Annotated in this window: 17 protein-coding genes; 8 read left to right on the forward strand and 9 right to left on the reverse strand. The window is 59.7% G+C overall.

Annotated features, from left to right (window positions below):
* Nucleotides 1–191: 191 nt before the first annotated feature.
* The 4 genes from dnaA to gyrB all read left to right on the forward strand — a co-directional run bounded on the left by dnaA (nt 192) and on the right by gyrB (nt 6263).
* Nucleotides 192–1562 (forward strand): chromosomal replication initiator protein DnaA, encoded by a 1371-nt coding sequence (gene dnaA, locus CK911_RS17300; RefSeq protein ID WP_042022965.1) that lies wholly within the window; start codon nt 192–194, stop codon nt 1560–1562.
* An 83-nt stretch (nt 1563–1645) separates the two neighbouring features.
* Entirely contained in the window at nt 1646–2749 is a 1104-nt protein-coding gene (gene dnaN, locus CK911_RS17305) for a DNA polymerase III subunit beta (protein ID WP_042022966.1), read from the forward strand.
* Between the two features lie 2 nt (nt 2750–2751).
* Nucleotides 2752–3855, forward strand: a complete 1104-nt coding sequence (recF, locus tag CK911_RS17310; protein ID WP_042022967.1) for a DNA replication/repair protein RecF — start codon at nt 2752–2754, stop codon at nt 3853–3855.
* Nucleotides 3852–6263, forward strand: a complete 2412-nt coding sequence (gyrB, locus tag CK911_RS17315; RefSeq protein WP_098971497.1) for a DNA topoisomerase (ATP-hydrolyzing) subunit B — start codon at nt 3852–3854, stop codon at nt 6261–6263. Before recF ends, gyrB begins: the two co-directional genes overlap by 4 nt.
* Nucleotides 6264–6363: 100 nt before the next feature.
* Here gyrB and CK911_RS17320 read toward each other — a convergent pair whose 3' ends face one another.
* Both CK911_RS17320 and CK911_RS17325 read right to left on the reverse strand, forming a co-directional pair.
* Entirely contained in the window at nt 6364–7326 is a 963-nt protein-coding gene (locus tag CK911_RS17320; protein ID WP_098971499.1) for a helix-turn-helix domain-containing protein, read from the reverse strand.
* Nucleotides 7327–7417: 91 nt separating this feature from the next.
* On the reverse strand, nt 7418–8188 hold the full coding sequence (locus CK911_RS17325) for an MBL fold metallo-hydrolase (RefSeq protein WP_098971501.1): 771 nt from the start codon (nt 8186–8188) through the stop codon (nt 7418–7420).
* Between the two features lie 269 nt (nt 8189–8457).
* Here CK911_RS17325 and CK911_RS17330 point away from each other — a divergent pair, with 269 nt between their 5' ends.
* Together CK911_RS17330 and CK911_RS17335 are read left to right on the forward strand one after the other, a co-directional pair.
* A complete protein-coding gene (locus CK911_RS17330) occupies nt 8458–8871 on the forward strand; it encodes an Hsp20 family protein (protein WP_040098225.1) in 414 nt (137 codons plus the stop codon).
* Nucleotides 8872–8963: 92 nt separating this feature from the next.
* Nucleotides 8964–9401 carry an Hsp20 family protein gene (locus tag CK911_RS17335; protein ID WP_098971503.1) on the forward strand — a complete coding sequence of 146 codons (438 nt, stop codon included), beginning with the start codon at nt 8964–8966 and terminating at the stop codon, nt 9399–9401.
* A 73-nt stretch (nt 9402–9474) separates the two neighbouring features.
* Here the strand turns inward: CK911_RS17335 and CK911_RS17340 are convergent, their stop codons facing one another.
* On the reverse strand, nt 9475–10725 hold the full coding sequence (locus CK911_RS17340) for a valine--pyruvate transaminase (protein WP_098971505.1): 1251 nt from the start codon (nt 10723–10725) through the stop codon (nt 9475–9477).
* Between the two features lie 292 nt (nt 10726–11017).
* Here CK911_RS17340 and CK911_RS17345 point away from each other — a divergent pair, with 292 nt between their 5' ends.
* Nucleotides 11018–11251, forward strand: a complete 234-nt coding sequence (locus tag CK911_RS17345) for a hypothetical protein (RefSeq protein ID WP_098971507.1) — start codon at nt 11018–11020, stop codon at nt 11249–11251.
* On the opposite strand, the gene CK911_RS17350 is transcribed toward CK911_RS17345, so the two are convergent.
* Complete coding sequence (locus CK911_RS17350; RefSeq protein ID WP_098971509.1) at nt 11181–12005, reverse strand: helix-turn-helix domain-containing protein; 825 nt, start codon at nt 12003–12005, stop codon at nt 11181–11183. The two genes, CK911_RS17345 and CK911_RS17350, sit on opposite strands and share 71 nt — an antisense overlap.
* A gap of 92 nt (nt 12006–12097) precedes the next feature.
* Here CK911_RS17350 and CK911_RS17355 point away from each other — a divergent pair, with 92 nt between their 5' ends.
* The gene (locus CK911_RS17355; protein ID WP_098971511.1) at nt 12098–13225 is read left to right on the forward strand and encodes a multidrug effflux MFS transporter; all 1128 of its coding nucleotides are present in this window, start codon (nt 12098–12100) and stop codon (nt 13223–13225) included.
* A 4-nt stretch (nt 13226–13229) separates the two neighbouring features.
* Here CK911_RS17355 and CK911_RS17360 read toward each other — a convergent pair whose 3' ends face one another.
* From CK911_RS17360 to kdpA, 5 genes are all read right to left on the reverse strand, one after another.
* On the reverse strand, nt 13230–13913 hold the full coding sequence (locus CK911_RS17360) for a response regulator (protein WP_042022976.1): 684 nt from the start codon (nt 13911–13913) through the stop codon (nt 13230–13232).
* A gap of 70 nt (nt 13914–13983) precedes the next feature.
* Complete coding sequence (locus CK911_RS17365; RefSeq protein ID WP_098971513.1) at nt 13984–16572, reverse strand: sensor histidine kinase KdpD; 2589 nt, start codon at nt 16570–16572, stop codon at nt 13984–13986.
* Between the two features lie 126 nt (nt 16573–16698).
* The gene (locus tag CK911_RS17370; protein WP_098971515.1) at nt 16699–17226 is read right to left on the reverse strand and encodes a potassium-transporting ATPase subunit C; all 528 of its coding nucleotides are present in this window, start codon (nt 17224–17226) and stop codon (nt 16699–16701) included.
* Nucleotides 17227–17288: 62 nt separating this feature from the next.
* Nucleotides 17289–19346: a potassium-transporting ATPase subunit KdpB gene (gene kdpB / locus CK911_RS17375; protein WP_098971517.1), complete on the reverse strand. Its 2058-nt coding sequence runs from the start codon at nt 19344–19346 to the stop codon at nt 17289–17291.
* A gap of 67 nt (nt 19347–19413) precedes the next feature.
* Nucleotides 19414–21108 (reverse strand): potassium-transporting ATPase subunit KdpA, encoded by a 1695-nt coding sequence (gene kdpA / locus CK911_RS17380; protein ID WP_098971519.1) that lies wholly within the window; start codon nt 21106–21108, stop codon nt 19414–19416.
* Between the last annotated feature and the right edge of the window lie 67 nt (nt 21109–21175).

Consider the following 21175-nt stretch of genomic DNA (forward strand, 5'->3'; position numbering starts at 1 on the left):
GGGGGCGATCCGCCAATCTGGATAGTGGATCAAGCTGTGGGTAACTTTGGGGATGAAATCTGATCCAAAGCCGTGGGATCCTTGAAAGTCAAGGATCTTATTTGCTGGATCCACCGGGCGATGGCTGGAGATCAGATCGCTAAAAACGTAGAATAGCCGGTCTTTAGTTAATCAATCGACAGGAGCTTAGAGTGACTGCTTCGCTATGGCAGCAGTGCCTAAACCGGCTGCAAGATGAGTTGCCCTCGGCAGAATTCAGCATGTGGATCCGGCCGCTTCAAGCGGAGTTGAGTGACAATACTCTGACCCTGTATGCACCGAATCGCTTTGTTCTGGACTGGGTACGAGACAAGTATCTCATCCGGGTTAATGGCATCATCAATGAACTCTATGGGGTCGACGGCCCCGCCCTGCGTTTTGATATAGGCAATCGTCCTCATCCTGTCCCTGTCGCCAGAGCGCCAGTACAGGGTGCCGCGCCTGTGAATAACTTGCAGAAGAGCTGGGAACGCAAGGCTGAAACCAAGCCCGAGCCGAACCACAAGAGCAACACCAACGTGAACTATACCTTCGAGAATTTCGTCGAGGGTAAGTCTAACCAGTTGGCGCGTGCGGCTGCCCGTCAGGTAGCGGACAATCCGGGTGGTGCATACAACCCGCTGTTCCTCTATGGCGGTACTGGTCTGGGTAAAACCCACCTGTTGCACGCGGTTGGTAATGCGATCAAAGAGGGCAAAAAAGATGCAAAAGTCATCTATATGCACTCCGAGCGGTTTGTTCAGGACATGGTAAAAGCGCTGCAAAATAACGCCATTGAAGAGTTCAAGCGTTATTACCGCAGTGTCGACGCCTTGCTCATCGATGACATCCAGTTCTTCGCCAACAAGGAGCGCTCCCAGGAGGAGTTCTTCCATACTTTCAATGCGTTGCTTGAAGGTAATCAGCAGATCATCCTGACCTCGGATCGCTATCCGAAGGAGATCAACGGTGTTGAGGATCGTCTCAAGTCCCGCTTTGGCTGGGGCCTGACTGTAGCGATCGAACCACCGGAGCTGGAGACCCGCGTCGCGATCCTGATGCGCAAGGCGGACGAGAACCAGGTCCATTTGCCGGATGAAGTGGCGTTCTTTATCGCCAAACGTCTGCGATCCAACGTCCGTGAACTGGAAGGCGCCCTCAACCGGGTGATCGCCAACGCCAACTTTACCGGCCGTGCCATCAATATCGATTTCGTGCGCGAAGCGCTGCGTGATCTGCTGGCACTGCAGGAGAAGCTGGTCACCATCGACAATATTCAAAAGACGGTGGCGGAGTATTACAAGATCAAGCTGGCGGATCTGCTCTCCAAGCGTCGTTCCCGCTCGGTTGCCCGCCCACGCCAGTTGGCGATGGCGCTGGCCAAAGAGCTGACCAACCACAGTTTGCCGGAGATAGGTGATGCCTTTGGTGGCCGTGACCATACTACCGTTCTTCATGCCTGCCGCAAGATTGAGCAGCTGAAGGAGGAGAGTCACGACATCAAGGAGGACTATTCCAACCTGATCCGTACTCTTTCGTCCTGATAACAGCACGGAGTGGACAGATGCAGTGTGAATATTCCAACCTGATCCGAACCCTTTCCTCCCAATAACAACGGAGAGCACAGATGCAGCTCGAAATTAGCCGTGAGGCCCTGTTACGTCCTCTGCAACTGGTGTCCGGTGCTCTGGGTGGCCGACCGACCCTGCCGATCCTCGGCAACGTGCTGCTTGATGTCAGCAACGGTCTGCTGTCGTTGACCGGGACCGACCTCGAAGTTGAGATGATCGGTCAGGTCTATCTCAATAGTGACAGCCAGGATGGCCGCACCACGGTGCCAGCGCGCAAGCTGCTGGATATCTGCCGTGGTTTGCCAGAAGGTGCCGAGATCCGCTTCAATACCGAAGGTGAGCGCCTGATCATCCGATCAGGTCGTTCCCGCTTCAACCTCTCGACCCTGCCAGCGACCGAGTATCCGAACATCGAGGATTGGGAATCCGTGCTCGAGTTCGATATCAGCCAGCTGGAACTGAAAAAGCTGATCGACGCCACCCAGTTCTCCATGGCCAGTCAGGATGTGCGTTATTACCTGAATGGCATGTTGTTCGAGAGCGAGGGGCACGGTTTGCGTACCGTGGCAACCGACGGTCACCGTCTGGCCACTTGCCGCCGTGAGGTGGTTGCAGAATCGCTACCCGATCATCAAGTTATCCTGCCCCGTAAAGGGGTGCTGGAGCTGGTGCGCTTGCTGGAAGCTGACGACAAGCCGGTACGGCTGCAGATCGGCCGCAGCAATCTGCGTGCTGCCCTCGATGGCTTCATCTTTACCTCCAAGCTGGTGGATGGTCGCTTCCCTGACTGGCGCCGGGTTATTCCGCGCAACAGTGACAAAGCCTTGATCGCCGGTCGTGAGGATCTGCGCCAGGCGTTTGCCCGTGCAGCAATCCTCTCTAACGAGAAATTCCGTGGGGTGCGTCTCAATCTGCAGGAAAACCTGCTGCGTATCACCGCCAACAACCCGGAACAGGAAGAAGCCGAAGAGCTGCTTGACGTACAATATGCCGCTGGCGAGATGGAGATCGGCTTTAACGTCTCTTATGTGCTCGACGTGCTGAATACGTTAAAATGTGACCAAATCCGGATTAGCCTGAGCGATTCGATCAGCAGTGCCATTATTGAGGATTTTGAACATCAGGATGCTCAGTACGTGGTGATGCCGATGCGGATCTAGTCGTGTCTCTGGTCAAACTCCAGCTCAGCGACTTTCGCAATATCCAGCAAGCCAGTCTCAAGCTGTCGCCCGGCCTCAATATACTGGTCGGGCGCAATGGCAGCGGCAAGACCAGCGTGCTGGAAGCTATCCACTACCTTGGCTTGGGGCGTTCCTTTCGCACTCATTTGACCGGACGGGTTATCCGTCAGGGGGAGCGAGCCTTCACCCTGTTTGCCCAGTGCGAACTGGAGGGGCGTCAGGTTCCCATTGGCCTTGCCAAGGACAAGAGTGGCGAGACCCAACTCAAGATTGCCGGTACTCAGGCGCAACGTCTGGCCGACCTTGCCGAGTTGTTGCCGGTGCAGTTGATCCATCCCGATGGCTTCAACCTGCTGACTGGCGGGCCTCAAGCCCGTCGTGCCTGGCTCGATTGGGGCGTCTTCCATCAGGAACCGACCTTTTTTTCCCTCTGGGGACGAGTTCGGCGGCTGTTGAAACAGCGCAATGCGCTGCTGCGCCAGAGCACCCAGTATCGCCAGCTGGCGTTCTGGGATCAGGAGCTGGTGCGGCTCGGGGGTGAACTGGCCGAGTTTCGCGCCAGTTATTGTCAGGCCATTACGCCCCTGATCAAGGAGATGACGGCGGATTTTCTGCCGGAATTCGATATCAGTCTCGGTTTTTATCGGGGCTGGGAGAAAGATACTCCCCTCAATGAGTTGCTGGAGGCGGGGTTTGAGCGGGATCGGGCGCTGGGCTATACCGGCGTCGGGCCACAGAAGGCCGATGTCCGCCTCAAGGCGAGCGGGGTGCCCGCTCAAGATATTTTGTCCCGGGGTCAACTGAAGTTGCTGGTCTGCGCCATGCGCTTGGCTCAAGGGCTCTATTTGAATCAACATAGCAGCCGTGGCTGTATTTTTTTAATTGACGATTTTGCCTCTGAACTGGATGTCGACAAGCGCCGCTTGCTGGCCGCAAGGCTGAAGCAGTGTGCGTCCCAGGTGTTTATCACCGCCATCGACACCGGTCAGCTCGCAGACATGATGGATGCGAATGACTGCAAGTTGTTCCACGTGGAACAAGGCAAGGTCTCCGAAACGTTAGAGAAGGCAGAGAGTAAGCTATGACTGAGAATACTTACGACTCCTCGAATATCAAGGTACTGAAGGGCCTGGATGCGGTCCGCAAGCGCCCGGGGATGTATATCGGCGATACGGATGATGGCTCGGGTCTGCACCACATGGTGTTCGAAGTGGTCGATAACTCCATTGACGAAGCGCTCGCTGGTTACTGCACCGATATTTTGGTCAAGATCCATTCCGATGGTTCTGTCTCTGTGCGTGACAATGGCCGGGGCATCCCGGTAGACATGCATGAAGAGGAGGGCCGTTCCGCCGCCGAAGTTATCATGACCGTGCTGCACGCTGGCGGTAAGTTCGATGACAACTCTTATAAAGTATCCGGTGGCCTGCACGGTGTGGGTATCTCCGTGGTTAACGCCCTCTCTGACAAGCTGTTGCTGACCATTCGTCGTAACGGTCATGTTTACGAGCAGACCTATCACCTGGGTGAGCCGCAGGCGCCACTCAAGCAGATCGGTGACAGCTCAGGTACGGGTACCGAGGTACGCTTCTGGCCGAGCCCGACCATCTTTACCGATACCCTGTATCACTACGAAATCCTGGCCAAGCGCCTGCGTGAGCTCTCCTTCCTCAACTCCGGTGTCTCCATTCGTCTGCATGACGAGCGTGATGGCCGTGAGGTGCATTTCTGCTACGAGGGCGGCATCAAGGCGTTCGTTGAATACCTGAACCAGAACAAGACCCCGATCCATCCGAAGGTATTTCACTTCACCACCGAGCACGATGGTATTGGCGTGGAAGTGGCGATGCAGTGGAACGACGCCTATCAGGAAGGGGTCTACTGCTTCACCAACAACATTCCGCAGCGGGATGGTGGTACTCACCTGGTGGGCTTCCGTACCGCGCTGACCCGTACTCTGAACACCTATATGGACAAAGAGGACTACAGCAAGAAGGCCAAGTCTGCCGCCAGTGGCGACGACGTACGTGAAGGTCTGATTGCCGTTATCTCCGTCAAGGTGCCGGACCCCAAGTTCTCCTCCCAGACCAAGGACAAGCTGGTTTCGTCCGAAGTGAAGACTGCAGTTGAGCAGGCGATGGGCGAGAAACTGGGTGAATTTCTGCTGGAAAACCCGAGCGATGCCAAGATCGTGGTCAACAAGATCATCGATGCGGCCCGTGCCCGTGAAGCGGCCCGCAAGGCTCGCGAACTTACTCGCCGCAAAGGTGCGCTGGATATCGCTGGCCTGCCCGGCAAACTGGCTGACTGTCAGGAGAAAGACCCGGCTCTTTCCGAACTCTACATAGTGGAAGGAGACTCTGCTGGCGGTTCCGCCAAGCAGGGTCGCAACCGTAAAAACCAGGCCATCCTGCCGCTCAAGGGCAAGATCCTGAACGTAGAGAAGGCCCGTTTCGACAAGATGATCTCCTCGCAAGAGGTGGGCACCCTGATCACCGCACTGGGCTGCGGTATCGGTCGCGACGAGTACAACCCGGACAAGCTGCGCTACCATAACATCATCATCATGACCGATGCGGACGTCGATGGTGCTCACATCCGTACCCTGCTGCTGACCTTCTTCTATCGCCAGATGCCGGAAATCATCGAGCGTGGTTACGTCTTTATCGCCCAGCCGCCGCTCTACAAGGTCAAGAAGGGCAAGCAGGAGCAGTATCTGAAAGATGAAGATGCGCTGCTGCAGTATCAGACCTCAATGGCGCTTGATGGTGCAACCCTGCACGTCAACGAGTCGGCCCCGGCTATCGGTGGCGAGGCGCTGGAGCGTCTGGTCAACCAGCACCGCGCGGTCTCTCATCTGATCACTCGCATGTCCCGTCGTGCCCCGATTGCCGTACTGACCCAGCTGATTTATCAGCCTGAGTTGCACGAAGCACTGCTGGCCAACGAGAGCGATCTGCTGGCCTGGTGCCAGAGCATGGAAGCCGTGCTCAACGAGAGCAATCACGGTATCCAGTACCAGATCCAGGTTCGCCGCGACGAAGAGCGCAGTCTGTTCGTGCCGCACGCCGTGGTACGTCAGCACGGTGTTGATCGTGAATACCCGATCAGCTACGAATTCCTGCAATCTTCCGAGTACCGTCAACTGGTTTCGCTGGGTAAAGAGATCGCCAACCTGATTGAGGATGGTGGTTTTATCAAGCGCGGCGAGAAGGTCAAGCCGGTTGCCAACTTCGTGGAAGCGGTCGACTGGCTGATGAGCGAAGGCAAGCGCGGCATCTACATCCAGCGCTATAAAGGGCTGGGTGAGATGAACCCGGACCAGCTGTGGGAAACCACCATGGATCCGGAAGCCCGTCGCATGCTGCGCGTCACCATCGACGACGCCGTCGGTGCTGACCAGCTCTTCTCCACCCTGATGGGTGATGCCGTTGAGCCCCGTCGTGACTTTATCGAGACCAACGCCCTGCGCGTAGCCAACCTCGACGTCTAATCGACGCAGTCAGACAGATAGTAAAAAGCCGCTCCTTGTGAGCGGCTTTTTTGTTTTTGGGGGAATTGAAAGCATGTTCCACGTGAAACGTGGAGCCTGATTATGTTGCCCGACTACCACGAAAAGAGCGTCGCCACTCGCTGGGGGAGATGGCAAAGCGGGCACGGAAGTGATTGCGCAGGGAGGTGGCACTCTTGAAGCCAACCAGCTCGGCAATGCGATCGATGGAATGGCCGCTTACCTCCAGCAGCTCCTGACTGCGCCTGAGCCGCTCCGCCAGCAGCCATTCACCCACCGAGAGGCCGGTTGCCTGATGAAAACGGCGGGTAAAGGTGCGTCGACTCATCAGGGTGTGATCTGCCAGAGTGTCCAGGGTGTGAGGCTCTGCCAGATGGGCTCGCAGGTGGTCGAGCAACTGGTTCATCCGGGCATCGCGGGTGGAGGCGGGCACCGGCTGCTCGATGAATTGGGCCTGACCCCCTTCCCGGTGGGGTGGGATCACCAGCCGCCGCGCCACCTTGTTGGCGATGGCTGAGCCGTGGTACTGGCGTACCAGATAGAGGCAGCAGTCCAGTCCGGCGGCGGTGCCTGCCGAGGTGACCAGCCCTTCGTCATCCACATAGAGGGCGTTGGTATCGAGCTGCACGCAGGGAAAGCGGCGGCAGAAATCCTGTTCGTACTCCCAGTGGGTGGAAGCCTTGCGACCACTGAGCAGTCCGGCGTAGGCGAGCACATAGGTGCCGAGACAGAGTCCGACCAGTCGGGCACCTCTGGCTCTGGCGGCAATCAGGGCATCGAGCAGCGCTGCGGGTGGTCGTGCAGCCGGGTCGTGCCAGAAGGGAATAATGATGATCTCCGCCTCGGCCAGCACCTCCAGCCCATGGGGAGCCTGAATGGTGAAGCCTTGAGCCGAGCGTGAATGATGGTTGCCATCACCGCAGCAGATCTTGAGCTCGAACAGCGGCTGGCCCGGCAGGATATCGCCGAAGATGAGGCAGGGGACGGCGCAGTGAAAAGGGCTGAAGTGATCGAAGGTCACCACGGCAACGATCGGGGTGGGCATTATGTTGGCTCCTCTCTGCGCGCAGGACTCTCATCATAAGCGTTCGGCAGTGAAAGCCGAAGGGCCATGTCTGGCATGGCCCTCTTGTGGATCACAGCGATATCGCCTCGCCATCTTGTGGCACCTGTACCCGATCCACCATGCCCCGTTCCGTCAGATAGTCGCGTAGCTCCTGGCGTGACAGCAGGGCGTGGTTGACCGCCTCCATATGACTGGCGATCAGCGTGGCTTGCGGTGCGGCCTGATAAACGGCGGCGACATCTTCCTTGCCCATGATGATGGAACCGAGCCCGGGCACCTGTGCATCGCCGCAGTTGAGGATGACGACCTCGGGCTGATGCTGTTGCAGGGCTTGCTCGACCCGGGGATGCCAGATGGTATCACCGGCCAGATAGAGGCTCTGTTCATCGGGGTGGGAGAAGACCACGCCGCACACCTCTCCCATGCGCTCGCCCAGCACCGCCATCAGCTGATCGTTGCCATGCTGACCACTGGTCTGCTGCAGGCGAATGCCGGCAAATTCGGGCTGTTCGCTCAGCAGGCGCACATCCTCAAAACCACTGGCACGAATGGCATCGGCATCTTTCTGATGTTGTACCAAGAGCGGCAGATGCTTGGGGATCAGGGCTCTGGCGGCGTCATCCCAGTGGTCAGGATGATCGTGGGTGACGATAACGGCATCCACATCGACCAGCTCATCGATCGATAGCGGCAGCTCGACCAGCGGATTGCGCAGCTGGCTGTTGGCGGTGCCCTCAAAGCCGGGGAAGGCTCCCTTGGCCGAGAGCATGGGATCTATCAGAAAGCGGGTGCCGGCATAGTCGAGCAGCAGGGTGGCGTTGCGAACCTGGGTAATTTTCATGGGGTGGCTCCATGTTGGCTGGTGGATATGCAACCAATTATGGGGTGCGGAGCGAGTTGCCATCAGTGGCCCACGGGTCGATTATCATCACTATTGGGCCAATAGGGTGATAAGTGCGACCATTTAAAAAATTTGAAAAAATCCCCTTGAAAGGAAAAAGTGAGCCCCTATATAGGTAACAAGGCCGGAACGCTCGACAGAGGTTTCGACCAGGCGCCCGTCCATAAGGAGGGCAAACAATCCGTTATCGCTCACAAGAGGGTAATACTATGCGTTCTATCGACTTTTCTCCGCTCTATCGTTCTGCCATTGGTTTCGATCGTCTGGCCAATCTCATTGAATCTGCGGCCAGCAATGGCAATGCCGGTTATCCCCCCTACAACATCGAGCAGCTGGGTGACAGCGACTACCGCATCAGCATGGCGGTGGCGGGTTTTACCCAGGAAGAGCTGGAGCTGAGCTTCCAGGAAAATCTGCTGACGGTGAAGGGCAACAAGCAGGCCGACACCGGGCGCAACTATCTCTATCAGGGGATCGCCGAACGTGGTTTCGAGCGCCGCTTCCAGCTGGCCGACTATGTGCGGGTGAAAGGGGCCGACCTGAAAAACGGCTTGCTGCACATCGAGCTGGTGCGTGAAGTCCCCGAGGCGATGAAGCCGCGCAAGATTGAGATCAACGGCTGATAGCCTGAATTCACTGTGATTTTAAAATTTCCCGGGTGCCGATGACGGGCCTGTGGAGAGTTGAACCTGTTGCTTATTAGAAGGATAGGATTATGCGTAACCTCGATTTTTCTCATCTCTATTCCAACGCCGTCGGCTTCGAGCGGATGGCCCGTGAGCTGGAAGGTCTGTTCGAGCAGAAGACCGCCGCTTACCCCCCGTACAACATTGAAAAGCGCGATCAGGATGGCTATCGCATCACAGTCGCCGTGGCTGGCTTCGAGCGCGAAGAGCTGGAGCTGGAGACCGAAAACGGCACCCTTAAGGTGAAGGGGCGCAAGGCCGCGGCCGGTGAGCGTCAGTTCCTCCATCAGGGGATTGCCGAGCGTGACTTCGAGCTCGCCTTCAAGCTGAGCCAGCATGTGGAGGTGCAGGGCGCCAAGCTGGAGCATGGTCTGCTGACCATCGATCTGGCCCGCGAACTGCCGGAGGCGCTCAAGCCCCGCGCTATCCCCATCGGTAAACCCGAGCAACTGGCGTTGCCCGGTTAAGCAAACCGGATCGCGATAAACAACAAAGGCCTGCATCTGCAGGCCTTTGTTGTTTTTGTATCGCCGGATTGGATTAACCAGCGTAGAGGGCGTTTATCTCGTCGGCCAGAATGGCGATGCCGCGGCGCACCAGCTCCTCGCTCTGGGAGTAGTTGAGGCGGATGCACTCCTGAGTGTGGCGCCACTCGGGGTCATCGATGCCGGGGAAGAAGTAGTGCCCCGGCACGATCAGCAGGTTCTTCGCCTTCAGTCGCTCATAGAGTTCCTGACAGTGGATCGGCAAGCCTTCAAACCAGAGCCAGAGGAAGAGAGCACCTTCCGGCTTGTGGATATGGAAGCGCGGGTCGGGGATCGCTTCGCGCAGCAGTTGTACCGCCAGCTCGGCCTTTTGCTGATAGAAGGGTTTCACCACCTGTTCGCTGAGAGTGATGATATCGCCGCTCTCGATCATCGGGATGGTGATGGCGGGTCCCAGACTGCCCGGCGCCAGATTGATGATGCCGCTCAGGTTGGTGATGGCCTGAATGATCTTCTCGTCGGCGATGACGATGCCGCAGCGGGTGCCCGGCAATCCCAGCTTGGAGAGGCTCATGCAGAGGATAGTGTTGGCGTTCCAGAACGGTTTGGCTTCGCTGAAGATGATGCCCGGGAAGGGGACGCCGTAGGCGTTGTCGATCAGCAGCGGAATGCCCTTGTCGCGGGCGATCTGATCGAGGTGTTCGATCTCTTCGTCGGTCAGCACATTACCGGTGGGGTTGGTCGGGCGAGAGACACAGATCACCCCGATGTCGTCACCCACCTGCAGGCTCTCGAAATCCACGTGGTATTTGAACTGGCCATCAGGCAGTTTCTCGATGGTGGGCTTGTAGGCCACGAAGTAGTCGTCCGCCAGCGCCGAGTCGGCATAGCCGATGTATTCGGGAGCGAGCGGGAACAGCACCTTCTTCTTGCGGCCATCGGCAAATTCGCCGGCCAGCAGGTTGAACAGATAGAAAAAGGCATTCTGGCTGCCGTTGGTCAGGGCGATATTGCGGGACGTGATATCCCATCCCAGCTCCTTGCTGAGCAGGGCGGCCAGCGCCTTGGTGAACCTGTCTTTGCCCTGGGGGCCGTCGTAGTTGGCCATCGCTTTGACCAGCTCGCCGTTGTCGAGCAGGCTCTTGGCCTCGGCCTGAAAGCGTTCCAGCATGGCGGGGATGGGGGCAGGATTGCCGCCCCCCAGCATGATGGCGTCCGGATTGGTCAGCCCCTGATTGAGGTCATCCATGAGTTGGGTAATACCGGCGTGGCGAGTGAACTTCTCGCCGAACAAGGAAAATTCCATTCGGTGACAGATCCAGAGTCAGTTACGAAGATGTAGCACCATAGCTCAGTTTAAAAGCGGGTGTCGATCAAAATAACGGGACGTTCCACGTGGAACATGGTGCAAAAATTAAGCGTGGTTAAAAGTACCAACTGTTGGTTTAAAAATGACCGAGCAGGATGCATTTTGCGACTCAATTTGGTATCGAAAGATGGTGAATTTAAACAAAATCATCATGTTATGTGATTTGTGAAGAGTGGCACAACAATTGGAATAGCTATCTGGTCATCTCAACCATACCGGAGCAAACCAGATGAAAAGCCTGATCGCCACCCTGATTGTGAGTGCCCTGAGCCTGAACGTGATGGCCAACGAGAACCCGCGGCCCGAGCAGGAGAGTGCCCAGCTGGAGCAGGATGTACAGAGCGAGCTGCAACAGGCATCCCATGCCGTGGTGCAGGATGCGCTGTACAACCTCAAGCCGCTGGCGCTGGATACCCTGGTGGTGGAGGCGAGTCAGGCGGTGGCGACTCACCCCGAGAGCTGAGATAGCGCAGGGGAGTCTGCCCCGTATGTTGTTTGAAGAAGCTGATGAAGGCGCTGTCGCTGGAGAACTCCAGCGCAGCGGCAATCCGGCTGATGGGCTCGCTTTCTGCCAGCAACTCCATGGCGCGCAACAGCCGCCACTGCTGACGCCACGCCTGATAGCTCATGCCGGTCTCCCGCATGAAGATGCGGCCAATGGTCTTGTCACTGGCACCTACCCGTTCGGCCAGCCGGTTGAGCCGATCGGGCAGGGCATCTCCCCGTTTCAACTGCTGTAGCCAGTCGCTCAGTCTGGGATCGGTCGGCAGCGGCAACTGCCACGACTCCCGTGGCGCCAGCCCCAACTCCTCCATAAACAGTCCTACCGTCCGTTGCTGCTGCTCTTGCGGTTTATCCCACTGCCAGATCGCCATCCGTTCGATTAGTTCGTGCAGCAGCGGATTGACCGCCAGCACCTCCACCGTGCTGGGCAACTCGGGGTGCGGCTGGAAGTAGAGGGATCGGTAGGCAACGACACCGCGCATCAAGATCCGGTGGGAAGTGCCTGCTGGCAGCCAGGCGGCGCGGGTGGGCGGCAGCAGGCAGACCCGACCTTCCAGCTCCATGGTCATGCAGCCAGATTGGGCGAACAGCAGCTGATGGCGCTGATGCTGATGCAAACCCGAGTCGTGCCAGCCGAGGGCGGAAGCAATGCCGATCACGCTGCCCGTCAGCTGGTCGGGGTCAAAAGGGTGATCGGGAAGAATAAAGGCCATATGTCCGATTTTTGATGTTTATAGTCCTGCTTATTGTAATCGGACAATCGGCATCTCTCTAGAATGGCGACCTCTTATGAAGGAGGTTTGTCATGAACAACAAGTTGCCACCGCTCTGGCTGGTGGTGGGATTGATGATGTTTCCCCAGATCGTGGAGACTATCTACAGCCCGGTGCTGACCCACATCGCCAGCCAGTTTCAGGTGAGCGAGGGGCAGGCATCCCAGACCCTGTCGGTCTATTTTCTGGCGTTTGCGGTGGGGGTGGTCTGCTGGGGACGGCTCTGCGATCTGATCGGGCGGCGCCCCGCCATGCTGGCAGGTCTGCTCACCTATGGCGTCGGCACCCTGCTGGCACTGCTGGCTGATCAGTTTGAAACCCTGTTGCTGGCCCGGGTTATCTCGGCCTTTGGTGCCGCGGTGGGATCCGTGGTGACCCAGACCATGCTGCGCGACAGCTATCAGAGTAGCGATCTGGCGCGGGTCTTCTCGGTGATGGGCATAGCACTCTCACTCAGCCCGGTGCTGGGGCTGCTCAGTGGCGGCCAGCTGGCGAGCTGGTTTGGCTATCTCGGGGTGTTCAGTGGTTTGCTGGTGCTGGCGGTTGGCTTGCTACTGGTGGCCTGCTGGCAACTGCCGGAAACCCGCCCGGCCACCACCCAGCGAGTCCCGCTTTGGCCGCTGGCGTGCCGGATGATGAAGGATGGCGGGCTCTGGCGCAGTGCCGTGCTGGTCGCGCTGTTCAACACCATGCTGTTTGGCTACTACAGTCTGGCCCCCTTCCTGTTTTCCGGATTGGGATTGAGCACCAGCGAGTTTGGTTACTCGGGGATCTTGTTGGCGCTGGCGACCCTGCTCGGCAGCCTGCTCAACAAGCATCTGCTGGGGAGAGGGTGGCTGCCGTCCTCTCTGGTCAGGCTGGCTTGCGTTCTGGCGCTGGTTGCCGGGCTGCTGGTCTGGGCGAGTCAGACCAACCTCTGGTTCCTGTTGCCCATGATGGGGATTGTGGTGGCCTATGGGGTGGCGATCCCCAATGTGCTGAGCCAGGCGCTGTTGGCCTATCGCGAAGTGGCAGGCAGTGCTGGCGCCCTGTTCGGGCTTGGCTACTACCTGCTGCTCAGTCTGGGGTTGGCGGTGGCGGCCGGATTGCAGGATCTCGGCCTGTTGCTCAGTGGCTGCGGTCTATTGGCACTGATTTGCTGCGGGCGTCGTTCCACGTGAAACATCAGTTGCCGACAAAGCGGTAGCCGATACCAGATTCGGTCTCGATAAGCGTCGGTTGCTGGGGGTTATCCCCTAGCTTTTTGCGCAGGCTGGCGATGACGATGCGCAGGTAGTGGGTGTCCTCCTTGTGGCTCGGTCCCCAGATGTCGTTGAGCAGCTGGGTCTGCATCACCAGCTTGCCGGGGTGGCACACCAGCGCCTGCAGCAGGGCGAACTCCTTGCGGGAGAGGGGGATCTCCTCCTCCTTCATGGTCACCTTGTGGCTGCTGATATCCAGCGTCAGGCCGCATTGAGGGAAGTGGCGTCGCTCGCCGCTGCTGACGCCGGCCCGCTGGCGCAAGAGCACGCGGATGCGGGCCATCATCTCGCCGATGCCGAACGGCTTGCTCATGTAGTCGTTGGCTCCCGCATCCAGCAGCCGCACCTTCTCCTGCTCCGAATCGCGGGCCGACAGCACCAGCACCGGATTGGGGTGGTGCTCGCGAATGGCCTGCAACACCTGAATGCCATCGCCGTCCGGCAGGCCGAGATCGAGGATCACCAGGTCGGGGTTGAGGTGGCGATACTGCTCCAGCCCTTCATTGACCCCTACCGCCTCACTCACCTGATGCCCCTCGGCAATCAGGCTGATCCGCAGAAAGCGACGGATCGCCGCTTCATCATCTATGACCAGAATGTGCGCCATCGAACCTCCAGAGGCGAATGGTGGGAGGGGCTGAGTGACAGGAGTGTGCTCCCGATCGGGCGGTCAGCCATCAGACCTCCGGTGAATTGAGGGCTAGCGGCAGGGAGATGCGCATGCAGGTGCCGTTGCCATTGGGGCCGGAGAAGGCCCAAATCTTGCCGCCGTGGGCCTCTATCATAGCGCGGGAAATGGCGAGGCCAAGCCCGGTGCCACGGCTGCCGCAATCGCCCACCGGCTGGGTGTAGAAGAGATTGAAGATCTTCTCCCGATCCGACTCGGCGATACCGACCCCGATATCGATGATGTCGATGATGAGATCGGGCTCGGCCAGCATCACCTTGAACTCGATGGGGGTGCCAGCCGGTGAGTAGCGGGAGGCGTTGTCGAGGATATTGACCAGCACCTGCTCGATCAGGGCGCCGTGCACATAGAGTTGAGGCACATGCTGATCGAAATGGATCAGTAGCTTGTGCTGGCGCCAGGAGGAGTCGAGCCGCTTGCGGGCGCTCTCCACCAGATCCGCCAGATCGACCCAGTCCCGTTTCAGCTGGAAGTCGGGGGAGCCGATGCGGGTCATATCCAGCAGATTCTGCACGTAGCTGTGGAGGCGGCGCGCCTCCTCCTGCACCGAATGGAGCAGTTCGTTGCGATCATCGGCTGGGATCCGGTCACCATATTCCAGCAGGGTACTGCCAGCCCCCATGATGGTGGCCAGCGGGGTCTTCAAATCGTGGGAGACCGAGGAGAGCAGGGCCGCCCGCATCCGATCGGTCTCGGCCTGCAGCTGGCTGTCGGCCAGCCGTTCGTTGAGATCGATCCGCGCCAGTGCCGCACGAATGTCGGTGAGCAGCGCCTGTAACTGGTGTTCGGCGGAGGAGGAGAGCGGATTGCTGAGGTTGATGCCGATCACCAGATCGTCGCTGAGGTGGTGATACTGGGCCTCGGCGGCATTGAGGGTCGCGGTATGGGCACCGGCGCTCTGCTTCTGGGCCAGACACCAGTCGATGGCCGCCTTATCGGTTTGCCCAGGTCTGTGCTTCTCGTTGCCGAGCCGATCGTTGAACTCTTTGTCGATCACCACGGTCGGCTGACCGAGCGCCAGCGAAATGGCCTGGGCGCCTTGTCTGAGCACCTCCTCCGGGCTGCTGGCAGTGGCCAGCCCCTGACTGAGGGAGAGCAATGCATTGCCCAGCTGCTGGGTCTCGCGCAGGCCGATCAGCTGTTGCCGCTGGCGGGAGGCGAGCCGTCCCGCCGTCATGCCGACGATAAGCAGCACAAACAGGGTGAGCAGGTCGCTGTGGTTGGCGACGCTCAGGGAGAAGTAGGGGGCGGTAAAGAGCAGATTGTGGGCGATAAAGCCCAGCACCGCCGCCAGCGTCGCGGGCACCAGACTGGTGGTGAGGGCGGTCGCCAGCACCCCCAGTACGAACAGCAGCGGCAGAGCGGCGGGCGGCAGCCAGTAGGAGAGCCCCCAGGCGGCGGCTGAGGTGATGCCCATGATCACCACCGCCAGCAGGCTGTGGTGGATATCCTTCGGCGTCGGGGCGTGCATCCCCACTTTGGGCTTGTGTTTCTCGGTATCGACCAGAGTGATTTCGAGCCCCTGCGCCTGCTTGAGCAGGTGTTGCACCAGCGAGCGGCGCCACGGCGCCTTGTGGGGTTTGCCGAGCAGCAGCTGGGAGACCTGCTGCTGTTCGGCGGTCTCCAACAGGGTGTTGGCGACCGCCGGGCTGGAGAGGGTCAGCACCTTGGCGCCGAGGTGGGAGGCGAGCGCCAGCGCCTGCTCCACGTCGGCAGAGCGGCGGCCATTGCTGTCTATATGCACCACCAGCCAGGGCAGTTGGCGACGCTGGGCAAAGCGGTGGCCATAGCGCACCAGTGCCGAACCGTGCTGATCGCCGAGGCAGACCATCAGCTTGCCCCGCAGCGGCAAGGTGGTCTTGCCTGCCGCCTGCCACTGCAGCTGCAGATCGCCCTCCACATGGCTGGCGGCGGTCTGCATCGCCAGCTCCCGCAATGCGGTGAGGTTGTTGAGGGAGAAGAAGGATTGCAGCGCTGCCTTGGCCTGATGGGGCACATAGACCTTCCCCTCCCGCAGGCGGTCGAGCAGCTCTTTGGGGGGGAGGTCGATCAGGATAATACTGTCAGCTTCAAGCAGCACTTGGTCGGGCAAGGTCTCTTTCACTCTGACCCCGGTCAGTTGCCACACCAGATCGTTGAGACTCTCAAGATGCTGCACGTTGAGGGTGGTGTAGACGTCAATGCCAGCGTTCAGCAGCTCCTCCACATCCTGCCAGCGCTTCTCGTGGCGGCTGCCGGGAGCGTTGCTGTGGGCCAGCTCATCCACCACGGCGATGGCCGGTTTGCGGGCGAGCAGGCCGTCGAGATCCATCTCCTCCAGTCGCTGCTGGCGGTGCATGTGGATCTTGCGTGGCTGGATGGCGAGCTTGTCGAGCAGGGCCAGGGTCTCCTGACGGCCGTGGGTTTCCACCACGCCGATCAGGATATCGATCTCCTCTTTGGCCTGCTCCCGCACCGCTTGCAGCATGGCGTAGGTCTTGCCTACGCCGGGAGCGGCCCCGAGAAACACCTTCAGCCTGCCCTTGTTCTCCTGTTCCAGGCTCGCCAGCAGGGCGTCGGCCCGAACTTCATCACGCATCCCCATGCTCCTGTTTCAGGCTCACCAGCAGGATGTCAGCTCTTACCACATCAGCCATTGTTATCCCTATCGAGCCAACCGCCCGTTGCGAAAATCGAGGTCATCACCAAACCGGATGGGGCGCCATCAGGCGCCCTTTTGATGATCCAGTTGCAGATTCAGCTGGAGAATGTTGACCACCTGCGGGCCAAGGATACCAGCTTGTGTGGCTGACTTGACCTGCTCCGTCAGTTGGGCGGGATCCAGCCCACGTTGTTTGGCGACGCGGTCCACCTGAGCCAGCACCGCATCCAGCGGCAGATGGGGGTCGAGGCCGGAAGCGGAGCGGGTCAGCATGGCGGGAGAGTTGGTTTTTTCCGCCGTCTTGGCCGCCTGTTCGGCAAACTCTGCACGCAGTGGCGAGCTCATCCCCAGATTGCTGGCGCTGCCGCCTATGGTGTTGAAGTCGCTGGCGGAGGGACGGGGATGGAAGTAGTCAGCCCGCTCGAATTTCTGCCCCAGCAGGGCGCTACCGATCAGTTGCTGCTTGCTGTCGGTGAGCTGGCTGCCGTTGGCCTGCCAGGGGAACAGCAGTTGGGCCAGCCCGGTGACCGCCAGCGGGTAGGCTACCCCCAGCAGCAGGGTCAGGGTCAACAGGGTTCTGATTGCTATCATGATTCTCTTGCTCCAAAAGGATGGCTGGGGATGCGGGTCTGTCCCGCATCCCGGTTATGCCGTTACACCAGACCGAGGCCGGTGATGACCAGATCGATCACTTTGATTCCTATAAAGGGCACCAGCAGGCCACCGACACCGTAGATCAGCAGGTTGCGGCGCAGCAAACTGGCGGCTGACCCCTTCAGGTTGACGCCGCGCAGGGCCAGCGGTACCAGCGCCACGATGATCAGGGCGTTGAAGATGATGGCCGACAGGATGGCGCTCTGCGGGCTGCCCAGTTGCATCAGGTTCAGCGCGCCCAACTGCGGGTAGGCGGCGATAAACAGGGCTGGCAGAATGGCAAAGTATTTGGCCACGTCGTTGGCGATGGAGAAGGTGGTCAGGGCGCCACGGGTCACCAGCAGTTGCTTGCCGACCAGCACCACGTCCAGCAGCTTGGTGGGGTTGGAGTCGAGATCCACCAGGTTGCCCGCCTCCTTGGCGGCCTGGGTCCCCTCGTTCATGGCCAGACCCACATCAGCCTGTGCCAGCGCAGGTGCATCGTTGGCACCGTCACCGCACATGGCGACCAGACGGCCATCTGCCTGCTCCTGACGGATATAGGCCAGCTTCTTCTCCGGCGTCGCTTCGGCGATGAAGTCATCCACCCCGGCTTCTGCAGCGATAGCGGCGGCGGTTTTCGGGTTGTCACCGGTGATCATCACGGTACGGATCCCCATATGGCGCAGGATCTGGAAGCGAGCCTTGATGCCGGGTTTGATGATGTCCTTGAGGTAGACCACCCCCAGCAACTGCTCATGGGTACAGACCAGCAGCGGAGTACCACCCTGGCGGGCGATGTTGTCGACTGACTTGAGCACCAGCTCCGGCACCGCTTTGCGGTCGAGGGAGAGGTAGTTGAGTACCGCATCCACCGCGCCTTTGCGATATTGATGACCATTGCGATCCAGCCCGCTCAGGCGGGTTTCGGCGCTGAAGGGGATCACCTTGTCATCATCCAACTGGCTTGGCTTGGCCATGCTCTTGCCAGCCAGGGTCAGGATGGATTTTCCTTCGGGGGTGTTGTCACCCAGCGAGGCCAGCATGGCGGCTTGTGCCAGCAGGGACGGATCGACACCGGGTGCCGGGATCAGCTCGTCAGCCATCCGGTTGCCGAAGGTGATGGTGCCGGTCTTGTCCAGCAGCAGGGTGCGCACGTCACCGGCTGCTTCGACGGCACGGCCAGACTTGGCGATGACGTTCAACTTCACCAGTCGATCCATGCCGGCAATGCCGATGGCGGAGAGCAGACCGCCGATGGTAGTCGGGATCAGGGTGATGAAGAGGGCGATCAGGTAGAGGCGCGGTACCTGGGTGCCGTTGTAGTCGAGGAACCAGGGCAGGGTAGCCACCACCAGCAGGAAGATCAGGGTTAGTCCCACCAGCAGGGCGTCGAGCGCCATCTCGTTGGGGGTCTTCTGACGTTTGGCCCCTTCTACCAGTGCGATCATCCGATCCAGCGTACTCTCGCCCGGATTGTTGCTGACGCGCACCCAAATCTCGTCGGAGACGACCGTGGTGTTGCCGGTCACACCGCTGCGGTCGGTGCCCGACTCACGGATGACGGGGGCGGATTCACCGGTGATGGCGGCTTCGTTGACCGAGGCGATACCGGCGATCACCTCGCCGTCAGCCGGGATCATCTCGCCGCTGCGTACCAGCACCAGATCCCCCTTCATCAGGCTGGTGGCAGCTACCCACTCGCCCTGACCATCTTTGGCATCGGTCACCCGACGGGCCTTGAGCTGGCTCATGCCCGCTTTCAGGCTGTCAGCTCTCGCCTTGCCGCGCCCTTCGGCCAGGGTTTCTGCGAAGTTGGCAAACCAGAGGGTCAGCCAGAGCCAGGCGGTCAGCTGCCAGGCCAGCGAGGGAGCCACACCCGAGAAGGGTTGCCCCAGCAGGGACTCCACGGTTGCCATGACTGCGGCCAGCCAGAGGGTGAACAGGATGGGGCTGCCAAACAGCGCCTTGGGATTGAAGCGGTAGAGGGCCTCAACCATGGCCTGGATGATCTGTGATTTCTGTTTCTTGCCCTTCACCTGAATGGTGTCGGAACTCATTGCAGTGGACTTGCTCATTGGAAAGCTCCCAGCATCAGATAGTTGGCCATTGGCATCCGGATGGTGATCGACAGGGTCAGGTTCATCAGAATGCCCCTCCGATCAGGCTCAGGTGTTCGGCCACCGGGCCCAGTGCCAGCACCGGCAGGAAGGAGAGACCACCTATCAGCAGGACGGTAATGATCAACAGGGTAATGAACAGCGGGCCGCTGATGGGGAAGTCCCCTTCGCTCGTCTCCTGACGGGGCGCGCGGGCCAGCTGACCTGCAATGGCCAGTACCGGAATGATGTAGCCGAAGCGACCGAGCAGCATGGCCAGACCGATGGCGATGCACTGCCAGTTGTCACCAGCGGCAAAGCCGGCGAAGGCGGAGCCGTTGTTGCCGGCAGCCGAGGCGTAGGCATAGATGAGCCGTGACAGACCGTGCGGGCCATCATGACCGATGATGGTGCTGGCATCTGGCATCAACAGAGTGATACCTCCGATCACCAAAACACCCACCGGCATCACCAGCATGCTGGCGACCACCCACTTCATCTCGGTGATGCCGAGGCGTTTGCCCAGATAGGTCGGGGTACGCCCCACCATCAGGCCGCACAGGAACACGGTTAGCAGCACGAACAGCATCATGCCGTAGATACCGGCACCCACGCCGCCGAACACCACTTCACCCAGCAGCATGTTGATCATGGCGACCATGCCGGAGAGCGGGGCAAAGCTGTCGTGCATGGCGTTGACCGAGCCGTTGGAAGCGGCAGTGGTCGCCACTTCCCAGATGCTGGAGAGCACCGGGCCGAAGCGGCTCTCCTTGCCTTCCCAGTTGCCTGCCATATTGCTGGCGTCAGTGGTGAGGTGGGCAAGGGCCTGGTCCAGCTTCAGCTCCTGAGTGATGGAGACGAAGAGCCCCAGCACCAGCATGAGGGTCATGGCGCCGAGAATGGCACGGCTGTGGGCCATGTCTTTCACGTAGCGGCCCAAAGTAAAGACCATGGCGGCGGCGATGGTGAGCAGGGTGACCATCTCCAGCCAGTTGGAGAGGGCGGTCGGGTTCTCGAACGGATGTGCCGAGTTGATGCCGAAGAAGCCGCCGCCGTTAGAGCCAAGCTGCTTGATGGCGATCTGCGAGGCCGCCGGGCCGAGCGGCAGCAGCTGCTCCTGACCTTCCAAACCGTGGAACGGCAGATAGGCGGAGAGGCTTTGCGGCACCCCTTGCCACACCAGCACCAGCGCCATAATCAGCGCGATTGGCAGCAGCACGTAGAGGCAGAAACGCACCAGATCCTGCCAGAAGTTGCCAAGGTTGATGGTCTGCTGGCGGGCGATACCGCGGAACAGCGCGACTGCAACGGCGGCGCCAGTGGCGGCGGAGACGAAGTTCTGGGTGGTCAGGCCCACCATCTGGCTGAAGTAGGAGAGGCTGGCCTCACCGGAATAGGCTTGCCAGTTGGTGTTGGTCATAAAGCTGACCGCGGTGTTGAAGGCGAGTTGCCAACTCAGACCCGGCAGTTGTTGCGGGTTGAGGGGCAGCAACCCCTGCGCCATCAGGATCAGGAACAGCAGACCGAAACCGGCGCCGTTGAAGGCCAGCAGACTGAGGGCGTAGGACTTCCAGTCCTGCTCCCGTCCATCGGTGCCGCAACAGGCCAGGGTTGCCTGCTCGACAGGGGCCAACCAGCGAGTTTTTCCCTCAAATACCCGGTACATGTAATTGCCAAGCAGCGGTGCTGGCAGCAGAACCAGCAGCACGAAAGCCACCGGATAGATTATTTCTTGCCACATATCAGTTTCCTCACTCGTGACTGCGCGTTAGTGCGCGCAGCAGATAGACCATCAAGGCGAGGACGAG

It is taken from the genome of Aeromonas sp. CU5 (genome assembly GCF_002586745.1).
Lineage (GTDB): Bacteria > Pseudomonadota > Gammaproteobacteria > Enterobacterales > Aeromonadaceae > Aeromonas > Aeromonas sobria.

Coding starts and splice junctions, on each gene's coding strand:
- CK911_RS17335 (WP_098971503.1), top strand. CDS start 8,964: ATGCGTAACCTCGATTTTTCTCATCTCTATTCCAACGCCGTCGGCTTC.
- gyrB (WP_098971497.1), top strand. CDS start 3,852: ATGACTGAGAATACTTACGACTCCTCGAATATCAAGGTACTGAAGGGC.
- dnaN (WP_042022966.1), top strand. CDS start 1,646: ATGCAGCTCGAAATTAGCCGTGAGGCCCTGTTACGTCCTCTGCAACTG.
- CK911_RS17330 (WP_040098225.1), top strand. CDS start 8,458: ATGCGTTCTATCGACTTTTCTCCGCTCTATCGTTCTGCCATTGGTTTC.
- CK911_RS17345 (WP_098971507.1), top strand. CDS start 11,018: ATGAAAAGCCTGATCGCCACCCTGATTGTGAGTGCCCTGAGCCTGAAC.
- CK911_RS17360 (WP_042022976.1), bottom strand. CDS start 13,913: ATGGCGCACATTCTGGTCATAGATGATGAAGCGGCGATCCGTCGCTTT.
- CK911_RS17325 (WP_098971501.1), bottom strand. CDS start 8,188: ATGAAAATTACCCAGGTTCGCAACGCCACCCTGCTGCTCGACTATGCC.
- CK911_RS17365 (WP_098971513.1), bottom strand. CDS start 16,572: ATGCGTGATGAAGTTCGGGCCGACGCCCTGCTGGCGAGCCTGGAACAG.
- kdpA (WP_098971519.1), bottom strand. CDS start 21,108: ATGTGGCAAGAAATAATCTATCCGGTGGCTTTCGTGCTGCTGGTTCTG.
- CK911_RS17320 (WP_098971499.1), bottom strand. CDS start 7,326: ATGCCCACCCCGATCGTTGCCGTGGTGACCTTCGATCACTTCAGCCCT.
- CK911_RS17355 (WP_098971511.1), top strand. CDS start 12,098: ATGAACAACAAGTTGCCACCGCTCTGGCTGGTGGTGGGATTGATGATG.
- CK911_RS17340 (WP_098971505.1), bottom strand. CDS start 10,725: ATGGAATTTTCCTTGTTCGGCGAGAAGTTCACTCGCCACGCCGGTATT.
- CK911_RS17350 (WP_098971509.1), bottom strand. CDS start 12,005: ATGGCCTTTATTCTTCCCGATCACCCTTTTGACCCCGACCAGCTGACG.
- kdpB (WP_098971517.1), bottom strand. CDS start 19,346: ATGAGCAAGTCCACTGCAATGAGTTCCGACACCATTCAGGTGAAGGGC.
- CK911_RS17370 (WP_098971515.1), bottom strand. CDS start 17,226: ATGATAGCAATCAGAACCCTGTTGACCCTGACCCTGCTGCTGGGGGTA.